Genomic DNA, 20,408 nt, shown 5'->3' on the forward strand with positions numbered 1-20,408 from the left:
GTCGGCATGGCCCAGCCCTGCAGCTAGATGGGCCATGTACCCGTCAAACCGTGCTCCCATGTCCATACCCGAGCCTCCTGCGCGACTGGATAGGACAAATATAGATCAAATTATTGACACAGTAAGAATAGATCGTCCCAGGACGCCCGCGGTGGCGGCAGCATTCCAACATGCAAGGCGTGATGTGGAACGAACTCACCGATTTCTTCCGGTGGTGGCTGCCACTCTTCAGGATTTGCCCATGGCGGGGGCGTTGGCGTCGCAGCATGGGGTAGATCGAAGTCAAGGCCACCATAAAACTCGGGCAGGCGGCCGTGCTCTGCTTCACCGAGTACCGTGGTCAGCCAGCCGGCGTAGGCCCAGTCCGTGCCAGCGCTTGCTGCTGCCAGGTCCGGACAGCGATCCAAGAACTTGGCGGCCAAGGTCCGAGCATCGTCGTTCGCCGCATCGGTCCAGCCGAAATAAGCAGCGCCGTTCGCCGACGTGTAGAGCAGCGATCGCTGCAGCGTACGCGGCATCCAACCGTCGTCGCGCACGTCCTGCGCTGGCAGAAGGTGGCAGAGCCATGTTTCACAGTCAACCGATCGCCCGGCGCAGATGCGCAACTGCTGATAGCCCACCTTGTGCAGTTCGTGAACCATAGCCAGCAGCCGCGTGCCTCGCCGCTGCATGGCATTCGTTGATGCTGATTTCGAGATCGGCCGGACGCCTTCGGTTGGCGCAACTATCCGGGGTTCGTAGCCGGGCGGCACATACCCAGGCTGGGGAGCCATGTCGTGACCTGCGCGGCTTGCATCTGGGCTGGTCAGATCCCACCTGGCGAAGCTGGTGCTCATTTCTTCGAACGCCGAGGGCAGCCAGCCCGCGGCCAGGACGCTTTCCAACTCCTCAAGCCAGACAGCGGTTGCCGGTGCCAGCGGACCCTTGCATCGCTGCTGCACATGGTCCGGCACGCTCACAAGGATGGCTTGTGCCAGCCCGGCTGGGCTGACGTCACGGCGGACCGTGCCGCCGCAATGCTGCTCTAGGTACCGCGCCTCGCAACCGCTGCTGTAGCGGTAGAAGCTCTGGCTGGGTCGCCCTAACGGCTGGAACTCGATGCGCCAGTGGCAACCGGAAGGCGCCATGTAGGGCAATAGACCAAGGCGCCCATATCCATTGCGCAGCAGCCAGATGCCGGCGCGCACGACCTTCTGGCATGCGTCCAGCACCTGCTGATGCGCGGATAGGGCAACAGACGCCGACACTTGGCCTCCGTTCTCTACTTGGCTCATTCCTCGGGCTCGAACTCCGCACTCTTGAACTTGAGCACGTTGCAGTTCTCCTTCACCGCGCGCTGGAGTCCATCGTCAAAGCTGGCGGGTGTTTCGGCCTCGATGTCGATGGAGATCCGCATCTTCACACCGGGCTTGGCCGTGAACTGCAGGACCACTTCGTCCACCAAGTCCGAGAACTGCCTTTTGGCGGTGAACGGGTCGAGATCAATGCTGGCGTAGAAACGGCGTGACGTCTTCTTTTGCGGCGGCGGGGGCTCCGGGTCCGGTCCGGGACCAGGACCAGGACCAGGACCAGGACCGGGACCAGGGCCGGGGCCAGGATTCGGCCCGGGATTGGGCGGAGGTGGCGGAGGCGGCGGCGTCTCGTCTTCGAGCTTCTTGATGTAGGCAGCAGCAGCACCAGGCTCAATCAGCAACAGGCTCTGGTCCAGAACGACAGTGGTCCGCTTGCCAAAGACGAAGCCGACATATCGCCCTTCTTCTTTCGCCTGGGCCAAGCCGAAGAAGTCGCGGGATTCGACGCCGGCGCTGATCGTGAGCTGAAGGACAACGTCGTCCTTGAGGCGCGGCAGGTAGAGGTACTGACAGGTCTTGTGCCAAACGTCGAGCGCGCTCACGTCGCTCTCGCTTTTCCAAAACCACGTCCGCAGCATCGAGGCCAGGTGCACGGGCGCCCACTCGGTAATGAGCAGCTCGTTTTCCTTCATCACGCGCTCGATGTCCTGGGATGCGTTGGGTGCACCCGGGTTGAGCGGAAAGGGCTCCCACTGGACTTCGCTGAGGCCTTTGCCGGGCCGAGCCTCTTGGACGGGCGCCAGAAGCCATTTGTACGTCTCGCGCACCATGCGGCGCAAGGCATCGTTGGCATCGCCCAGACCCTTCTGGGCCTGCTTGGCTTGGAGCATGTCCAGGTTCAGCTTGCCTTCGCTGATGTCATTGACAATGGACTGCCAGGCCAGCATCGAACGCACCTGATCGCGCAGGCGGGCCACGTTGTCGTAGTCGGCCGCCATGAAGATCAGGCGGTTCTGCTTCTGACGTGGCGCGTCACCGCGGTTCTTCAGGATCTGGTTGGCACGATCAATGGCCAGGTTGGTGCCGCTGCGGCTGTAACCAGTATCGGGTGGCAGCACGACCAAGCGAAGCGACCAGTCGTCGGGAACGTCGCCACTGCTGGTGAAGACATGGATGCCGCCGAAAATGCCGGTGGCTAAGCTCTTGCGCACGCGCTCCTGGATGGCGGGAAAGACATCTTCCTTGTCCTGGAACCGGCGCTTGCGGTCCTCCATCTCACGGCGCAGGTTGGGCCGGGTGTCGAACCAGAATCGGTTGTTGCCGCTGTTGAGGTAATGCAGGCGATCGCCCAGGCGGCGCAGGGCGTCCTTGTAGACACCCGGTTGCTGGCCCGGGATTGCCACGCCCAGGACAACCCGTTCGAGTTCCAGACCGCGCACCATCTGGTTGGCGGTGCTCGGTGCGCTACCCAGGAAAATGGCACGTGCGGTGCGCCGGCAGGCCTGCACGGCCCCTAGACGCGTGTCCGTGTTCTCGATGCCGGTTGTCTCTGCACGCTCACCGTCGATGTCGCGTTCAAGGACCGGGTCCCAGCCTTGGGGCAGGTAGTAGATGATGTCGTTCCGGGTGTCCGCGTCGTACACCGGCAAGCTGCCCGGCATGATCAGCGGGTCCTTGTTGTCATCCTTCCAGAGGCGGTGGATGACCTTGGCCATCAGCTTGAGCACGCCGCGAGTGCGCTGGAAGTTATCTAGCGAAGACCAGTCCTCATAGAGGCGGTCGAACACCTCCGGATGAATCGGGTAGGCATGCAGCAGCCGGTCAAAGTAGCGGCCTTCCTGTGTCTCGCGAGGCAGGTCGTCCTTGTGAGTCACGTAGTAGTCGGCGAAGGCACGGCAAACCGACTCAGCGGCCAAGCGGTCATTGATCTGGCTGAACAGCCGGCGCCGGACAATCTCGAAAGCTTCCTCGGTTGCCACGGGCTTCCATAGGGCTTGGATGCGGCCGAAGTAGTGCGCCAGGGACGCCAATGCCCGCACGCCCCGCTGACTGCCGGCTTCTTTGTCTGACTCCGGCAGCGAAGCCAGCAGCACGGCCGTCGGCACTGCCTTTAGGGCTTCGGTCAGCGCCTGGATGAAGGTCAAGTTGGAATCAAAGGTGCCGCCCGTGAGTGCCTTACCTTCTTCAAACTGCCGGATGTAGGCCACCAGCTCATCGATCAGGATTACGCACGGCGCGTATCGGCTCAGCAGCGTCTCCAGCACTGCCTTGCCCGGTGAGGTGCCCGACGCATCGGCGTCGGCGACCAACGCATAGCCTTCGACCCCGCCCAATTGCCAAGCTAGGTCGCCCCATAGCGTGCTGACCGTCACCGCTCCATGAGAAACCGGTTGATTAGGAGACGATTTAATGCCGTCCAGCACTGCGATGCGAGCATGGGGCAGTTCGGCCACACCAGCAGTGTCAAGGATGGCGGACACGCCGGGCATGTCGCTGGCAGGAGCCTTGCCGCTGGCCAGGTGGTACACCGCCAGCATGGTGTGCGTCTTGCCGCCGCCGAAAGCCGTCTGCAGTTGGATGACCGGGTCGCCGCCGCGGCCGGCTAAACGCTTGACCACCGAGTTCAGAAGCAACCGCATGCCCTCCGTGATGAAGGTGCGCTGGAAAAAGAGCGCCGGGTTTTGGTACTCGGCCGTGGCCGTCCCAACATGTACCCGGGACAGGTCAGCGGCGAACTCGGCTTGCTGGAATGTGCCCCCCAACACGTCTTCATGGGGGACGGCTATTTCGCGCCAGGGTTTCAACGTCATGCCGTAATCTCCTCGGCCTTTTGCAGCATGTAGCCGAACTTCTCCTCAATCAGCGCCTTGCGCGCTTTGATGAAGTCCTCGAAGCGATCCAGTTCCCATAACGCAGGGTCGCTGGGAATTAGATGCAAGTTCAGGTACTGCTGATGCGCGGCATCAGATACAAAGCGCTTGCGCGCAAGCCACTCCTTGGGCGGTGTATCGCTTTTCCCTCCCGCGCCGTTCTCATCAGCCGTCAGCAGCATACAATTGGCCAATTGGTCGCGCACCAGTTGAGGGTACTTGAGGATGTTGCGCTTGCCAGTCTCGGGATTTATTACCTTTACGCTGCGTAGCAGGCTCTGCGGGAAAATGTGGTCCACGGAAGGTGTATTGCCCAAGTACGCAGGCCGGTAGTTAAAGCTTCGGTACCAAAGGTTGAAGAAAAGGTGTATTTCTCGCGAGCCGTAGTGCTGATCTAGGATCACATGCGGAGTTATGTCAAGGCTACGCCCTGCCTCGCGCACTACACCAAACACTTCAGGTAGTACGAAGTCTTTTTGCTCTTGGACGTTGCGCACAATCTTATCAATCAGTGAGTCCGGATTGCCGCTAAAAACTCCTGTCACCAGCACTCGCAACAGATAGTCCGGCAGTTGGATGTTCTTATTAAACGCTTCCGGGTAGTGATAGCGGTAGTAAATCAGTGGGATTAGCGCCAAGTACGACGGCATAGCCCGATCAGATCGGATGTAGGTGTGCGTCACCAGCAAATCGTGCACGGCCAGGATTGCCTTGGACAGCGCAGGCCACTGGGCCACGATTTCCTCTTTTGTCTTCCCATCGCGAAACTTGCCTACTTCATAGCGAGCGCCTTTATCGAGCATCGTCAGGCAACTCTTAAGCACGAAATCGCGGTCGTAATCGAAGCCCGTGGCATTGAGCTTGGCTAGCAGTTCTTCCATCTGCGCGTCGGCTTCATCCCAGCTAGAAGTCAGCAAAGAGAACAACAAATCTGACTTACCTAGCTTGGTGCCACCGGAATTTGCGCGGATGAAGATCTCGACAATGTCATCTACCTTATAGGCATCCGGATTGTCGATGCTGTCAAGTTCTTGGAATGTGATGTTGTCGCCATTGACGAACTCCTGCCTAGCGCGCGCAACGTTCAACTGCGCGGCTGTCCATTCGGTTTCTGCGAGCGTCACCTTCGCATCGGACACCAGTGCCTGCGCAATTTGAAGGTCTAGCTTGTTGTTCTGAAATACGATGTCTTTGAACCGAACCCAAGGCCACATGGCACCGGCAGCGTCTCGAAATGCAAACCGATAGCGGATGTCCTCGGGCGCCACCTGCTGGCCGCTGGTCACATCAAAGTACAGTTCTTTGCCTTCATAGCTGCCTTTAAGGCCGATAAATAGGCTTTGCAAGCGCTGCTGGCCGTCCAGCACCATCATCTTGGCCCGTTTGTTCTCAGGCACATAGAAGTCGGTCAGCTTGATGCTGCGGTGGTAGTTGTCTATGAAGCGACGGTGCTTTACCGGCTCCTTGGTCTTCCACACCAGCAAGGTACTGATCGGGTACTCCCGCATGATTGAGTCGAACAAGCGCGTAATTTGCTCCGGGCTCCAAACGAACGGCCGCTGGATGTTGGGCAGCCAAAAGCCACCGCCTTCAGATTCTTCGTCGTTGAGGTAGGAAACGATCTTGCGGATCGACAGCTTCCGGTTTTGCACACAAGCTCCCTGTTAATGTTTTTCACATGTCCAACTGCGTCTGCTGGCCGACCGGTCCAGATTCAGCTGCGGCGGCTTCGATGCTTGTCCACGCTGCTACCAGCTCGTTGTAAGCCCTCGCGTCCTCAGCCCAGTTCTGGCGCTCGCACAGGGTATAGAGCCGGTAAGCCAAAGCGCGGATAGGTTCGGCGCGAGCAGGCATGCGGGCTAGCAGTGCACCAGCGGTGGATTCACCGTCGCGATTGAGCGCGCAGATCAGCTGATGCAGGGCTTCCCACACCGGTGTCCGGGCATCGGCTTCAGGAGACCAGTCGGCATTCAATTCAGCCCAGCGCAAAAGGCGCAGGGTGCCGCCGCTGCTTTCCAGCACACCGGCCTCGGCCAGACCGCCCACGCTGGTGCCCTTGGCGCGCGCCAGCACGTCGGCCTCCCCGTACTTACCGGTGGCCCAGCCTCGTTGCTCAAACCAAGCTAAACAAAACTGAGTATCGTGGTCAAAATCATCTTCGGCCAGAAAGCGGTTAATCAGCTGCAGCGCGGTCTTCACACTCATCTTGCCGCCGTCGGCTTCCAGCACCGCGCTGTATTGACTGAAGATAGCCATGCCGGGACCGATAATGGCTTGGCTAAGATCTACCGGCGCTACGGGCGAGTTGACTCCGCCACGGGTCATTTCATCCAGCGCGTCTGGCAATGCTGCATTCAATTCGCGAATAAAGGCACGGCGCCCAATGGTGGGAGCGTCGTGAGCACGCTGGCGGCAGACCAACACAATACTGGAGGCTAAAGCATTGGTACCAGAAGCCACCATGCGGCCTGCACCTTCGGTACGCACTGGCCACGTCCCTGTGATTGCAAATCCAGCGTCAAGCACGGCTTGTAGGAAGGTTTCCCAACCTGTGCTAGACGTACCTGAATCGCCTTTTGTCTCACTTTGCTTAAAAGCATAGTAAATTGTTACGGGGAAAGCCGGATGCGCCTTCTCCGCTAGGTTGTGCATAGCCTGAGTCATGCCTTTAAGAAAGAAGATTTCTGCCTTCTCTTTACTGCCATGGCGATACGGCGTAGCGACCAATTCCTCAGTTTTCGGTACAGCCAAGGTGGCGTACAGACTTGGATAGATTGCCTTGAGATTTAAACGCAACCAAACGTAGAAGAAGTCGGACAAATCGGCATAGCCAATATTGTCATAATAAGGGGGGTCTGTAGAAACAACCTTTAATACGCTCAGATCTTGACGTTGAGCGTCAACTTGACAGACAACTCCAGCACTACTTGATTTTGGCAGGTCTCGGACTGACATGGCCCCCTTGTCAATTGCTGAGTCTAAGCTGCCCCCTGCATCAGCAAATGGGTTGGACTCGGCAAAGTCCCACACCATTGGAATCGCTTGTCTTGCAAAAGTTTCTCGAAATGCTCCGCGGTCATTCATCCATGATGCAATTGACGATCCAATATTTGCAACTTTGCTGATAGCGCATGCCAGATAAACACCTACTGCCTCCGCATACGCCTTTGCTCCACATCCCCCTACGTCCAATCCCAACCCGTCATCGACCATTCCAGCTGCTAATGCATCTTGATGGCAGCGTACAATCGCTTCCTGAACAATGTTGGAGAACGTAGTTAGTGCAACGAGTTGGCGAGGGCTGAACAGATCGCCATAGGTTTTCAAGCCGTAGAGTGGCGGTGAAAACCAGCGAGGGTTCTGCGGCATCTCGACCGTCGGACTCCACTCCGGCTGTGCGCTAGTAGCAACTTGTTCATGTTCATCGGTCGGCGACAAATAGACTCGCCCACGTTTGCCTTCTGCCACAATGGCCATCAGCCGAGCGCCCATGCGTCCAGCGTTCGCTTCAGCGTAAATGTGTTTCGGTTCGATCGGCGTGTCCGACATTACACACTGGAAATTAGCCCCGCGCGATAGTTTGGTTCCGTTTTTCGCTGCTTCGTTTGGTTCACCTATCTGCACGATAAATCGATAGTCCCCATCCTTCGCCACCGGCCGCACATAGGCTTGTTTTCCCTCTTTGCTGGATAGCACAAAAGTTGACGCCAGAGGCACATTGACGTTGGAAAAAGCCGGATTTGGGCTCTTGACCGTACGCGCCCACAGCCAAGCAATCACCGTCAATTTTTCGCCTAAGTAAGATTTAAGGTCAGGCCGTTCAGCAACCATTGAAACCGTCACCTCAATCTGAGGATAGAGATGTCCGATGCGTTTCTCGGCCTCTACTCGCATCCAGGCTCCATACCGACGAACGTCCTCAGCTAGGCCACGAGCGCCGGTCCAATCTTCACTGAATCGGCCTTGTTTGTCGCCTTCCAGCCGTGGTCCTACCGGTGCTTGACCAGCAAACTTCGGTGGGATCTCAATCATCGCCTTATTAATCGTTACGGCCACCGGGTTCAGGTCGCTTGCCCACGCTTCCAAACCAAGGCGTTGGGCCTCCAGTGGCAGCGCACCACCACCCGCAAAAGGATCATGAAAGGCAGGCAGCTTATTGGGGTTAAACAATTCGGCCGCCTGCGGGTGTCCCTTATTCAGTCGGCAGGTTTCTACCCAGCTTTCGATGATTGCAGCGCGAGCACGCTCTATCACTGCTTCGTTGGTGGTGTTTTCCCACTGCACCAAGTCTTCCATGATCTTGAACAACTCTTCGCGCTTAGCCGCAGCCCTTGCTTTGGTCATGCCCGAAAAATAGCCGCGCTCTCCGCCCGGGTCGTTCACCATTTGAGAAAAAATTACTGCCCGCGCTGCGGCCAACGGCCGGCGCGCCCACCACAGATGCAATGTGCTAGGGTGACCATGGCGAATAGACTTCTCGCGTGCTGACGCAGCGTTAATAGTGTCCAGTGGGATGGAAACTTCAATGAGTTTCTTTGGGGATTTAACGTTGTGCATCTAAATTCCAAGGTTTGAGATCCGCGATTGTTTTGGCTTGCATTAATCGATCAAAGCTTGTGTACTTTTGGCCTTGCATCGAGAGCCCGTTCTCCAAACCTATTGTGATAGGTTCTTTTAATTCAACGATGGTGTCAACCGAGATTTTGTAGCGCCCAGTCTCAGCGTGATTTAAAATACTCACGATCCTCGCATAATGCGTTATTGCTCGAATAGGACTATTCTGATAAATGCAAATCCACTTTAACTCATTCTTTCTACGGTCATTGATTCGAATCGGATACCATGCACGCTCCCCCAGAAACACATCGCGAAAGCTCTCGACACGAGCAGACACGATTAATGTGTCTGCCGGAGTCCGAGTTTTTTCACAATTTTCTTTCATCATATTTTCTGCGGCGACTCAGCACGGGCTAATAGTTGGTCAAGGTCAAAGTTAATGCTGGTGACAGCCCAGTCGGGCTCTTGCGTGAAAGGTCGGCGCACGTAGCACGGCACCTCGGCGGTTTCGCCGTTTACCAGCACGATGGCAAGCAAAAACTTATCCTGCTGGTTCAGGGCGTACAGCACCTCATTTTTAGTCACAGTCACGGTGCTGCTACCCTTAGTTCGCCCCTTAACCTCGATGTGGCGGGCATCGGACAGCCTTTGATTCTGCGAGGGCGGAATGCTGGTTATGTCCCATCCACATTTTTCCGCCGAAACGTCTATAACCTCATGGCCCATTGCTCGCTCGGCCGCCATGACGGCATCCATGGCGATGCGCTCGACCCTGGCCCGTGCTAAGGCATCGGCTGTCCAGCCCGGCTCGCCGCGGCGCTGCATGAGCAAGCCTGCTGGGATGACAAGGGCTCCGCCGACGACGACAGGCGTAGCGGAAGTCACATGCCGCATCGACATGAGTTCCTTTTCCCGGGATACACGGCGAGCTGTCAGGTCATCGATGGTGCGTTGCACGTTGTCCAGATTCAGGCGCACGTCCTTGCCAGCGGCACGGTCCTCCTGCAGCTTCACATAGCGGTCGGACCAGTAGCTGATCTCCTTGACCAAGCGTTCATGTACGGCCGCGAGCGTTTTGTCTACCTGGGTCTCTCGCCGACGCCTGACTTCTTCGTAGTGCTCGGGCACGAGATGGGCCGATGCGTGCGCCAAGGCGACCTGCTCCAGATCCTTGGCGATCCAAGGAGCGGCAAGTACATCCCCCACGAGGTCTAGATCAGGCGGCTCAATTGGCTGCAAGTCCAGATGGGGTGCCCACCCGGCATTGACTGCCTGCCCAGCAGGATCAATCTCAACAAACTGCATGCGACGGGAGGCAACGCGAGCCTGATCTTCCCCTTCGCGAACAGCGTGATCCACGATGAAGAGTACGCGGGGGGTGAGCCCCATATCGGCTGGGTCCACCAGCACGGTGCCTTGCTTCAGCTTGCCGCGGTGCTGCTCCAGCATCATGTCCGTCAACGCCTGCATCAGCGGATGGGCAGGATGCAGAAGCGACGCCATCGGCGCGTTCGCCCGGCCCGCCAGGCGAACGTAGCGCTTCTCGAAGCACACGCGCTCATAGCGGCGCAGTACCGGGTCCAGATGGCGCCGGTCGCGGCCGCTGATCTGGCGATCGCGCTCGCGAATCTCGGCCGGGACATTGGCAATCTCAAACCGGCCGGTTTCCCGTGCCCGCAGATCTCCGCCCAGTGCCTGGAATGCCTGCGTGAAGAAGGCACGGATGAAGTACGGCTGAAGCTTCCGGGCTTCCGCCTTCTCCATCTCTTCCTTGACGGCGAACAGCCGTTCCGCGTCCATCACCTCTTCGCACAGGGCGTTGCGCTTGATGATGGCCTTCAAGTGCGACGTGTCCAGTGCACCTTCCACCTTGCGATGCAGTCGTTCCTTGACTTCGGGATCGTCGCCGTACCGGATCGCATCAATCAGAAGGTCCTTGAGGCTGCGGTCCTCGAAGACCTCGCCCAGGATGTCGAACACTCGCCCACCGAGTGCCTTGCGTTCGACTTCCAGCTTGTCGAACAGCCGCTGGAAGACGTCGCCTTCCCGCGTCTCGGCCGCCACCATGTTCCACAGGTGGCATACCTCCGTCTGACCGATACGGTGAATACGGCCAAAGCGCTGCTCCAGGCGGTTTGGGTTCCACGGCAGGTCGTAGTTGACCATCAGGTTGGCGTTCTGAAGGTTTACGCCTTCGCCCGCCGCATCCGTAGCCAGCAGCACCCGGACCGTAGGATCGTTGCGGAAAGCCTCCTGGACCTTGCGCCGATCCTCGCGCCTGACGCCGCCGTGGATCATCACCACTGATTCCTCAGTGCCGATGAGGCCGCGGATCTTCACGGCCAAGTAGTTCAGCGTGTCGCGGTGCTCGGTGAAGATGATGAGCTTGCGTTGCCGTCCATCGGCATCGCGCATTTCGGGCGTGTCCTGCAGCAGCTGCGACAGCTCGTTCCACTTGCAGTCTTGCCCAGAGTGCACGACCTGGCGCGCCTGTTCCTCAAGGGCCTGCAGGCTGAAGATTTCTGCTTCGAGCTCCTGGATCGTTTGCGCTGCCGTGGCCTGGTCCACCACGGCTTCTTCGAAGTTTTCGTACTCTTCGAGTGCCAGTGCTTCCGCTGACTCCCATACGTCTTCTGGCGCGCCCTGCTTGCCGTTAACGCCCAACGTCTCGGCCAACAGCTGCCCGCGGCTGCGCAGCTTTTCTTCTTCAACGCGGCGGGTAAGCTTGATCCGGCGTCGCTTGAGCGACTGGTAGATGGCCTCGGGGCTGGACGCCAAGCGGCGTTGCAGCGAAGTCAGCGCGAAGCCCACGGTGCCCTTGCGAGCACCGTCCTGCAGCTGCTCAGCGCGGTTCATCTCCTCCTTCACGTACGCTGTGACCGACTCGTACAGCGCCGCTTCCAAGTCGGAGAGCTTGTAGTTCGTCGTGGTCGCACGGCGTTCGGGAAACAGCGGCGTGCCGTCGAACTTCAGCAGGTCTTCCTTGACCATGCGGCGCATCAAGTCGCTCACGTCCACCTTGTGCGCGCCGTCCCGGAACTTGCCGTAGAAGCGATCCGAGTCCAGCAGCGACATGAAGAGTTGGAAGTCCTCTTCCTTGCCGTTGTGCGGGGTGGCCGTCATCAACAGGAAGTGCCTGGTGACGGAGCCCAGCAGTTCGCCGAGCTGGAAGCGCTTGGTCTTGTTGACCTTGCTGCCGAAGTAGTTGGCCGAGAGCTTGTGGGCCTCGTCTACGACAACCAGGTCCCAGTGCGCCAGCCGCAACTTCTCCTGCAGTTCCTCGCTGCGCGAAATCTGGTCCACGCGGGCGACCATGAGGTCTGCATCCTCGAATGGATTGCCGCGGGACTGCTCGACCATCTCCCGGCTGAACAGCGTGAACTCCAGGCCGAACTTCTCGGCCATCTCGTCCTGCCACTGTTCCACCAGGCTGCCGGGAGCGACGATCAGCACTCGGCGGGCGTCAGCCCGCATGAGCAGTTCCCGGATGAACAGCCCGGCCATGATGGTCTTGCCTGCGCCTGGATCGTCTGCCAGCACGTAGCGCAGGGGCTGGCGCGGCAGCATCGACTCGTAAACGGCAGTGATCTGATGTGGCAGCGGCTCCACGTTGGACGTGTGCACCGCCATCATCGGATCGAACAGGTGTGCCAGGTTGATCCGGTAGGCCTCGACGGCAAGCTTGAACGCCTCACCCGCTGCATTGAATGCCCAGGGACGTCCAGCATCGGCCAAGGAAAGCTCTGCCTCGTTCGAGCGGAACAACATCCGCTCCAGGACTTGGCCCTCCGCCGTCTTGAAGTAGACGGTCAGTGCGTCGTTGCCCGCTTGCTCGGTAGCAACGATGCGAACGACTTGGCCAGGAACGATTCCCTGGATCGCAGCGTTCTTCTTGATCTCTTCGAGCTTCACGAACCGACGCCTCCCCTTGCGCCCCCTGTATTCTGAAGGAGGCTTACAGCGCTCATTGACCGCTGCCGGAGGTCTTTTGCTGTACCAACCGCTGACAAACGCCCAATGCAGGTTTCCGTGACGCAGATCACGGCGATGATGGTCTGAACCGCTGTCTTCCAGAAATTCTGAATGGTTGCTGTCCAACCCCGTGCAGCTGACTTCAGGCTACAGCCTACCCCTCGGGTGGCTCGCCACGTGAGCCTGTGCAGCGGAAATTTCTAGGCTGAAACGCGCTGGATGCACGAGCCTTGGGTTCGGCCGTGCAAGTGCCAAGCAGTCCACGCTGCGTCACTGCGCTTCAGCCCTATCCCTGCCGTGCCGCCGCCTGGCGCTTGTGCAGCTTCTTGAGAGCGTGAGCCACCTGCTCCGGCGTGACCTCGCCTTCGATTTCGCCCGCCAGGTTGAAGCGCGGGCCGCCGCCAGCGAGAGCTTCGACGTAGGCATCTGAGGCGGCCCATGCGGAAAGGCCAGCTTTGAGCGGGATGATGCCCAACGGCAGGCGGCCGGCTTTGCGCTCGGCATCAAGCACCTTGCCGACGCCGATGGCCATGGGCCGCGCACTGGTGAATAGGGCCGGGTAGTGCTCGACCAGCACGCTCAAGGCTGCGGCGGCCTTGAGCGCCAGGCGCCGGCGGCGTTCAGCGGCGCTCAGGGGCTCCTGCGCGGGCGTGGCCAGCGTTGCGGGTGCAGCCGCGGGCGGTTGGTCGGCGCTGGCGGGGGTGGAGCCGGCTTCGGACCGGGACTTGAGCTTGAGCACCGGCCTGTCGGCCTTCGGTTCAGCGCCGGCCGCCGCAGGGGTAGTCGGCGGCACGTCGGCGACGATCACGACTCGGCGCTTGCGATGGATGATGGGTTCGGAGGCCATGGGCGTTGTTCAAATCTTCAGGCGCGCGCTCGGTGCCGCATCTGGTTCACGTCGCTAGTTTGCCGGCGTCCTGGCCCTCGGCCTCGGCCTCGCGCTTGTCGTCGTCTGGGTGCCGCGCGAAGAGGTAGCCCACGCCACGCACGGTGATCACGCGGCGGGGATTGCGCGAGTCTTCCTCGATGAGGGCGCGGATGCGCGAGACGTGCACGTCGATGGAGCGGTCGAAGGCTTCCGGCGCGTGGCCCTTGAGGGTGTCCGTGATCTGGTCACGGGTCATGACGCGCCCGGCATGCTGCGCCAGGACGCGCAGCAGGTCGAACTGGTGGGGGGTGAGCTCGACTTCCTGGCCATCGAGCCGGGCCTTGTGCGCGCCCAGGTCGATCTCCAGCCTGCCGAAGCGCAGCGTCTCTTCCGCGGGCGCGACGGGCTGGGCGCGCAGCAGCAGCGCCTTGATGCGCGCCAGCAGTTCGCGCGGCTCGAAGGGCTTGACCAGGTAGTCGCCGGTGCCGAGGTCCAAGCTGACGATGCGCTCCAGCGGCTCGCCGCGCGTGGCGAGCAGCAGCAGCGGCAGGTGCCGCATTTGGCTGTCCCTGCGCAGCTCGCATGTGAGGTTCAGGCCGTCGCCGTCGGGCAGCATGGGGTCGAGCACCAGCGCGTCGAAGGTTTCCATAAGCAGCCGGCGCCGGCCCTCGGCAAGAGTGGTGGCGAGATCGACGCGGAAGCCGGCGTTGCGCAGGTAGCCGGCCACCATGGCACCAAGGCGCGCATTGGCGTCGATCAGCAGCAGTCGGGGCATGAAGGCAAGGGCACTCTCGGGCGCAGTAGGCAACCCAAAAGCATAGCCCTGGCCGTGGCCCGTTCAGCGCAGGCGCTCATGCGCGGGCTCGGCAGCGTGCTTCGCTGGGGCGGCTGTCGAAAATCATGGGCCTTGCGCCTCAGCGATTGTTCTTGAGCAGCTGCACGAGCTCGACCGCCTCCTTGGCGAACGGCCCTGATGGGTCGATCCGCTCCGCGAGCCCCTTGGCCGCAACCTTGAGCCGGCTGACGTCGAGCATGTGCCAGTTCCTGGCCAGTGCCTCGAACTGCACGCCACCGTTGGAAAAGTAGGTGTGCACTTCCTGGGTCCGGCAGCGGGCGTCCATGCGCAGCAACCGCATGCAGTCCTCGAACACGTCGGCGTCCAGGCAGCGCAGGGATGTGAGGTCGAAGGGGAAGCGTTGCCCGTTGTAGAGGCTCAGCAGGAAGCGCGCAATCCAGCTGCCTTGGCTCGACTGGCCCTGCGCGATCTGGAATAGGCGCTTGAGCGCGTCGATGCCTGCTTGCTCCATGGCGGCATCGCCGCCGTTCAGCGCCCCGAGCGGCCCGGACTCGGCAAAGCGCCGGGCCTGCAATGAGTGCAGGGCTTCGGCATCGGTCAGCGCCGCGGTCGGGTCGCGCTTGTCGTCGTCGAGGATGCGGCTGCGCAGCGCGTAGGTGGTCTCGGGGTCGTGCACCAGCGCCTGCGCCGCTTCGCGATAGTCCCGGGCGGTGAAGTCGAACGCCGGCGCGGCAGCGCGCACCCTGCCGGCATTGAAGTCTCTCACCAGCTGCTCGAAGGCCGGCAGATGCTCTTCAGGCACCTCCAGCGTGACTTTGACGGTGGGGTTGGGAAGTGCGTCATCGGCAGCTCGCATTGAGGGGGCCTTCGGGGTTCAGTGGCGTCGGCGATGGCGCATGGCCGGCTTTCAACGCTGGGAAGGCAATTCCAATCATCACTGACTTGGAGCAGAGCCGAATGATGTGCTGCCTGAGGCTGAAAGTAGTCTTTCGCTGAAAACTGCTCTTGTGTTCGCGTCGTGCTAAAAGCAGACAGCCAGCAAATTAATCCTACCAACCGCTCTGTAGTTGAGAATTGCCCGGTAGTGAGTGAGATGCAGAACGTATCTGTGTGCCAAGAGAGTGGAGGCAGGAATCTCACAAAGAACAGTCATCCCACCGCCGTCAGCGTACCGGTGCCGGCACTCCGACATTGGAGTTCCACACGAGGTCGTCTTCCTCAAGAAGGACGGTTAGCGACGCACCTCGAGGGCACTGGAAATCAAGAGCCACACCAATGCCTTGCGGCGCGGGAGCTGCCGCTGCGATACGGTCTACGTCAGCACCATCCAACTGCAATCCTTGGATGCGACCCCAACGGGCGCCCCAGGAGCTGCTAGTCACGAATACTGGTTGTCCAACGAAGAGCGGAACCGCAGAGGTTTCTACTACAACAATTGTCCCGTTCCGATAGGGTCCGACACCGTTTTGTTGTGTAAGCTGAGCCGACAAAGCAGGTTCTTTATATCGGGCATCGAGATAACGACCAACGACGGTCGAGAAGATCGCAGTCGAGAGCGCATCGATGAAGCCAATGGTCTCGTTCATATCATCGATGCCCAGCAGGTCTACAGGGTTGCCGCCCCGGTGCGCAATCTGGTTGCGGCGCTCAACGAGAGCGTTCAAACGTTCGTCGATCACTGTACGTGCTACGCCATCCCGCGGCGAAGCCGCTAGACCTTGTGTTTCTACGTACCATTCAGTAAGAGCGTCGCCACGGCGTGCACACGCGCAAACCTGTTCGATGCCGACGTCCGCGAATATTGTGTCGACCTCGCTAGCGCGCAGGTTGGTGTCATGCCAGACCACTGCGGCCTCGTTGAGTGCATACGGGTCCATGCCTTTGAGGCAGCGAAACAGGTTTTCAACCATGTCCACCGCATTAAGCCCGGCGTGTCGCCCCTGACCCAAACGACCGCGCGACAGCAAGTCGGCGCTGCGCTGCAAGTGTTTGTTGACGAGCTTCTGCGGGAGTGCGGCATAAGGCAGTCGACGCGCTTCGAGAGTTGCGAAGGAGGCGGCGAGCGTCTCAATGAATTTTTCGAACGAAGCGTAGAGCGCTACAGCGAAAGCTGCGTTGTCGAAACGTCGCCGGATAGATACGAATTGACGTACTACCGTCTCACCATGTCCCGTTAACGCTGCATTCACCGGCGTGATTGACGCCACAAATGCCTTCAGTTCGTTCAGCTCCTGCTTGAGCTCGTCCAGAGTAGATCGCACGCCGTGTCCGCAATTAGGCCGACGGGGTCTTCGCGATCGCTGCAGCGAACGCGACGCTCATGCAGCGGTTGCGCTGCTGGGTGTCGACAAAATTTGTCCTTCGACCTGAGAAAAGTTCTGCATTCGCTTGGTACATGGTCTGCAACTCGGCCCGCAGAACGTCCTTGTGTGCAATAAGCTTTGTCCGGTGCGGTACAACGTCCGGGCTGTTGGCCACGTACATAAGCGGGTCGTAAACAATTTTGGTCGCTCGCCGTCTACCCAGATCGAGGAGCGTAAATGCGTCGTTACCCAACGCATCCCATAAAAACCCGATAGTTGACTCGAACATTGTCCGGTAGTCAGCAAGCAATGAAGGCGCAAACCGATTGCCGCGGACGATGAATCGGTCAAGAAACTCAGAGATCTTGTTTAGGCCGGCTTTGAATTCCCCAATCTGCCGGTAGGCAAAGAAACGAAGCACAAGTTCCACGTCTTCCATCTTCTCGAACATGCGCATGCCTGAGGCAGTTGCTTCGTCGAGGGCATCATCGACTTCCTCGTCGCTATTGCGCTCCTCAGTAGCGGGCTCAAGCGGGATGCCCCACATGCGCCGAAACGACGCAAGTTCTGAAAGTTGCAAACACAATTTATTCAGCGGCCCGTTGTAGACTGCGTTCCGGGTTTCCTGGCTGCCAAGCTTAACTCCTCCCGAATTTAGGCGCTCGAAGACCATCTTCTTGAGCATCGCTGCGTGTGCCTCATTTTCGGCAGTCTCTTTGAGCAGGATAATCGACGAAATGTAGCGTCGATCTATTCCGTCGCGCACCTTAGATGGCAGTTGTGAATAGCAACGGCCGTCGAGGTCAGACCAGTACTGCAGGCCGGTCAGCGCAAACCGGTCGGCATAGAAGTCGCTAAGCGCAGTGAGTCGTTGACGGCCGTCCATCACCTCGAAGCGCGCCAAATCGCGTTCGTAGAGAAAGACTGGTGGAACCGGCACATTAAGCAGAAACGACTCGATGAGCCGTGACTTGCGCTCTGCGCTCCAACGGTGCCGGCGCTGGTACTCGGGATCGAGTTGGTAACGGAGTTCCGCGCGGCCGGTTTCGTCGGGCAGCGTCTCACGCAACATTTGAAGGATACCAGCCAGCGGATAGCGCGCCTGTTCGGTGACGATGCGAATCTCACCCTTTGCATAGCGGCTGTTCAATTCCTCATCGGAAGCTTTTGGTGCAGCGACGTCGTCGTCAAACGACACTTGTTCACCTGCAAGCAGCGCGCCTATCGCGGTGGGTGAAATCTCGCTGCTCGACGGTTGCTTTCTTTGTCTTTTCGTCATTGCTGGCTTTCTCGTCATGTGCGATGACAATAGACGTCGTATTCGGTGATGCCCTTACGCGGCGCGGTTTGGAACTGTCGGACTTGGCGGCGGCCCGTGTCTGCGTCAGGCACAGCTCGAGCAGTGACCATCTTCCAGCCGGTCCCGATCAACGACATCTTCAGTACCTGCATTGGGTCAGCATCGCGGTCGTGGATACCACCGAAGCGGACAACGAGGCGCGCATCTGCTGTCGTTCTGGCGGCGACATTGGTCCACACACGGCCTATTTCATGGGCAAAGTGTTGCGCGCCCGTGTGTTTGAGCTGCTGAGTGGAATAGCGGTACTCCACGTAGTCTGGTCCGCCCAGAAACCAGAGGCGAAGCCACTGGTCAGGCAAGTAGGTGCGCATGCCATAGTAAGGCGGCGAGGTCACTACCAAGCGTGCTGGAGGAAGGTCGTGGAAAGTCGTCGGTTCGCGACTGTCCGCCAGACGGACTTGACCGTCGACCTGCGGTGGCGGCACTGATAGATATCGCTCGGCACGCGTTTGAATGATGGCAATGAGGTCCACCTCTGGAGGGCGCATGTCGCGTTCATTCCAGAACTTCACGGCGTACTTGGGCTTTGGCGCGAAGGTACGAGGCGACTGATTTGACAAATACGAAGGCTGCCCCTTCGGACGCGGGCCATGGAGCGCTCCGAGAAGGATTGCGCGCAGCAGAATTTGGGCTGGTGACCGGCACTCAACCATTAAAGCTTCGCGGAGCTGGCAGATCTGGACTAGCGTTCGCTCATGGTAGGCCAGTCGCCAAAATTCTCCCTCCGGGACTGCGCACGGCGCGTCCGCTTCGGCCAGAATGGAACGTGCTGCGGTCACAACTTCGCAGGGCTCTGCGAAGGCCAGCTTCGCCTGCGCTAGGGCGGCAGCGACTGGACTGCTGTCCACTCCCACCGAGGGCATCTCAAGCAAACGGGCCGCGAAATTAGTTGTCCCGCGGCCGCAAAATGGATCAAGAACCCAGTCACCCCGGTGGCCGTACTGCTTCAGCACCCGCAGGGGGAAATCTAGCGGGTACATCGTGAAGTAAGGACAGACAGCGTTCAGTGCGGCACTCATTCGGAACTCGGCGGCCCCATCTGGCTCCGTCCGAGAAGTGCTGCGGAATGCGGCCTGAGTAGCGGGGCGAAGTCTCTAGGATTGTCAGTAAATATGAGAGCGTATCATGAGCCTATAGTCGCCACTCAGGTGAGTTCGTGACGGGCTGCTCTTGGCCGCAAGCTGCGGGCTGTCGCACATGGCTAAACAGCAGCTTTCGCTGCACCGTTGACGCACAATCGGTTGCGGCCAGCCTGCTTGGCGGCATAGAGCGCCGCGTCGGCACGGCGCAGCAGCGCTTCCAGGTCCGCGTCCGTGTCCTGCAGCAGCGCCAGCCCGCTGCTGAAGGTCACCGGGATGCCCAGTTGCGCCTGGCTGGCACGCTGCAGCAGTGTGCGCAGCCTGGCATCTATTTCCACGGCCTGCGCCTGCTCGCAGTGCCGCAGCACCAGCAGGAATTCCTCGCCCCCGTGGCGGCAGCTCAGGTCGGTCTGGCGCAGGCACAGCCGCAGCTGCTCGGCCGTGAGCTGCAGCACCTTGTCACCCGCCTCGTGGCCCAGCGTGTCGTTGATGCGCTTGAAGTGGTCCAGGTCCAGCAGGATCACGGCCAGCGGCTCACGGTGACGCCGGGCCATGGCGACGGCCAGCGCGGCGTGCTCCATGCAGCCGCGCCGGTTGAGCAGCCCGGTCAAGCCGTCCGTGCTGGCAAGGTGCTGCAGTGACCCGGTGGCCTCCTCGTGCCAAGCTGCCAGGAGCGCCATCGTGATGAGCGCCAGCGCCACGTGCTGCAGGATCGCAGCGGCGACGTTGAGCGGGTGCGGCGTGCGCAACTCGGGGTACAGACGCGTGAAAAAGGCGCCCAGGATGCCGCGGCCCAGCGTCACCGCCATCAGCACCGCGGCGCCGGTCAGGACCACGCCGCGCCAGCGCCGCCCTTTGCCCTGCGCCGGCCACGCACAGGCCAGCACGATGGCGCCCAGCATCACGGCCAACCCGGCATTCGACCAGCCGACACGCCATGGGTAGCTGTCGAAGCCCAGGCCATAACCCACGGGCGTGAGCAGCAAGGCGGCGTGCATGACGGCGCGCCCGGGGCGGCGTCCGATCCAGGCATTCACGGCATGCCAGATCGATGCCAGGCTCAAGCCAAGCAGCGCAATCCACAGCGTGGACAGCAGCCGGTCATGGACGGCGCGCGCTGCCAGCAGCGCGGCCCAGGCCAGCGCCTGCGTCACCATGGCGCCGATCATCCAGCGCGCAGCCGTGCGTAAGCGGTCGCCCTGCGGCGTCCTTCACCGCGGCCTTGCCATCCGAACAATGCCCTCATCGGTAACGCATGAGGAGCGACAAGGATGGAAGCAGGCAGGCAAGTCGTCAGGCGGCGGCGGCTGG

General features: G+C 60.2%; 13 protein-coding genes. All 13 read right to left on the minus strand.

Annotation, left to right across the window (positions count from 1 at the left end):
- Positions 1-110 precede the first annotated feature (110 nt).
- Positions 111-1,274, minus strand: a complete 1,164-nt coding sequence (locus FJ694_RS32505; protein WP_157271679.1) for a hypothetical protein — start codon at positions 1,272-1,274, stop codon at positions 111-113.
- A complete protein-coding gene (locus tag FJ694_RS32510) occupies positions 1,271-4,102 on the minus strand; it encodes an ATP-binding protein (RefSeq protein ID WP_157271680.1) in 2,832 nt (943 codons plus the stop codon). The genes FJ694_RS32505 and FJ694_RS32510 overlap by 4 nt, the downstream gene beginning before the upstream one ends.
- A complete protein-coding gene (locus FJ694_RS32515) occupies positions 4,099-5,814 on the minus strand; it encodes a GmrSD restriction endonuclease domain-containing protein (protein ID WP_157271681.1) in 1,716 nt (571 codons plus the stop codon). Before FJ694_RS32515 ends, FJ694_RS32510 begins: the two co-directional genes overlap by 4 nt.
- Positions 5,815-5,836: 22 nt before the next feature.
- Complete coding sequence (locus FJ694_RS32520) at positions 5,837-8,719, minus strand: DUF1156 domain-containing protein (RefSeq protein WP_157271682.1); 2,883 nt, start codon at positions 8,717-8,719, stop codon at positions 5,837-5,839.
- Positions 8,706-9,107 carry a DUF8743 domain-containing protein gene (locus FJ694_RS38120; protein ID WP_510513693.1) on the minus strand — a complete coding sequence of 134 codons (402 nt, stop codon included), beginning with the start codon at positions 9,105-9,107 and terminating at the stop codon, positions 8,706-8,708. Before FJ694_RS38120 ends, FJ694_RS32520 begins: the two co-directional genes overlap by 14 nt.
- Positions 9,104-12,631, minus strand: coding sequence for a helicase-related protein (locus FJ694_RS32525; protein ID WP_157271683.1), 3,528 nt, complete (start codon positions 12,629-12,631; stop codon positions 9,104-9,106). Before FJ694_RS32525 ends, FJ694_RS38120 begins: the two co-directional genes overlap by 4 nt.
- A gap of 346 nt (positions 12,632-12,977) precedes the next feature.
- Positions 12,978-13,538 carry a ProQ/FINO family protein gene (locus FJ694_RS32530; RefSeq protein WP_157271684.1) on the minus strand — a complete coding sequence of 187 codons (561 nt, stop codon included), beginning with the start codon at positions 13,536-13,538 and terminating at the stop codon, positions 12,978-12,980.
- A gap of 46 nt (positions 13,539-13,584) precedes the next feature.
- Positions 13,585-14,334 carry a winged helix-turn-helix domain-containing protein gene (locus FJ694_RS32535; RefSeq protein ID WP_157271685.1) on the minus strand — a complete coding sequence of 250 codons (750 nt, stop codon included), beginning with the start codon at positions 14,332-14,334 and terminating at the stop codon, positions 13,585-13,587.
- Between the two features lie 139 nt (positions 14,335-14,473).
- Positions 14,474-15,211, minus strand: a complete 738-nt coding sequence (locus tag FJ694_RS32540) for a DUF7673 family protein (protein WP_157271686.1) — start codon at positions 15,209-15,211, stop codon at positions 14,474-14,476.
- A gap of 307 nt (positions 15,212-15,518) precedes the next feature.
- Positions 15,519-16,616 (minus strand): MAE_28990/MAE_18760 family HEPN-like nuclease, encoded by a 1,098-nt coding sequence (locus FJ694_RS32545; protein WP_157271687.1) that lies wholly within the window; start codon positions 16,614-16,616, stop codon positions 15,519-15,521.
- A 13-nt stretch (positions 16,617-16,629) separates the two neighbouring features.
- Positions 16,630-17,937 carry a DUF262 domain-containing protein gene (locus FJ694_RS32550; protein ID WP_157271688.1) on the minus strand — a complete coding sequence of 436 codons (1,308 nt, stop codon included), beginning with the start codon at positions 17,935-17,937 and terminating at the stop codon, positions 16,630-16,632.
- Between the two features lie 14 nt (positions 17,938-17,951).
- On the minus strand, positions 17,952-19,037 hold the full coding sequence (locus FJ694_RS32555; RefSeq protein WP_157271689.1) for a DNA methyltransferase: 1,086 nt from the start codon (positions 19,035-19,037) through the stop codon (positions 17,952-17,954).
- A 182-nt stretch (positions 19,038-19,219) separates the two neighbouring features.
- Entirely contained in the window at positions 19,220-20,266 is a 1,047-nt protein-coding gene (locus FJ694_RS32560) for a GGDEF domain-containing protein (RefSeq protein ID WP_157271690.1), read from the minus strand.
- Positions 20,267-20,408 lie beyond the last annotated feature (142 nt).

Source organism: Azohydromonas aeria, from assembly GCF_009760915.1.
GTDB classification, from domain to species: domain Bacteria; phylum Pseudomonadota; class Gammaproteobacteria; order Burkholderiales; family Burkholderiaceae_C; genus Azohydromonas; species Azohydromonas aeria.

Coding starts and splice junctions, on each gene's coding strand:
- FJ694_RS32555 (WP_157271689.1), bottom strand. CDS start 19,037: ATGAGTGCCGCACTGAACGCTGTCTGTCCTTACTTCACGATGTACCCG.
- FJ694_RS32560 (WP_157271690.1), bottom strand. CDS start 20,266: ATGATCGGCGCCATGGTGACGCAGGCGCTGGCCTGGGCCGCGCTGCTG.
- FJ694_RS32550 (WP_157271688.1), bottom strand. CDS start 17,937: ATGACGAAAAGACAAAGAAAGCAACCGTCGAGCAGCGAGATTTCACCC.
- FJ694_RS32530 (WP_157271684.1), bottom strand. CDS start 13,538: ATGGCCTCCGAACCCATCATCCATCGCAAGCGCCGAGTCGTGATCGTC.
- FJ694_RS32520 (WP_157271682.1), bottom strand. CDS start 8,719: ATGCACAACGTTAAATCCCCAAAGAAACTCATTGAAGTTTCCATCCCA.
- FJ694_RS32540 (WP_157271686.1), bottom strand. CDS start 15,211: ATGCGAGCTGCCGATGACGCACTTCCCAACCCCACCGTCAAAGTCACG.
- FJ694_RS38120 (WP_510513693.1), bottom strand. CDS start 9,107: ATGATGAAAGAAAATTGTGAAAAAACTCGGACTCCGGCAGACACATTA.
- FJ694_RS32510 (WP_157271680.1), bottom strand. CDS start 4,102: ATGACGTTGAAACCCTGGCGCGAAATAGCCGTCCCCCATGAAGACGTG.
- FJ694_RS32505 (WP_157271679.1), bottom strand. CDS start 1,274: ATGAGCCAAGTAGAGAACGGAGGCCAAGTGTCGGCGTCTGTTGCCCTA.
- FJ694_RS32535 (WP_157271685.1), bottom strand. CDS start 14,334: ATGCCCCGACTGCTGCTGATCGACGCCAATGCGCGCCTTGGTGCCATG.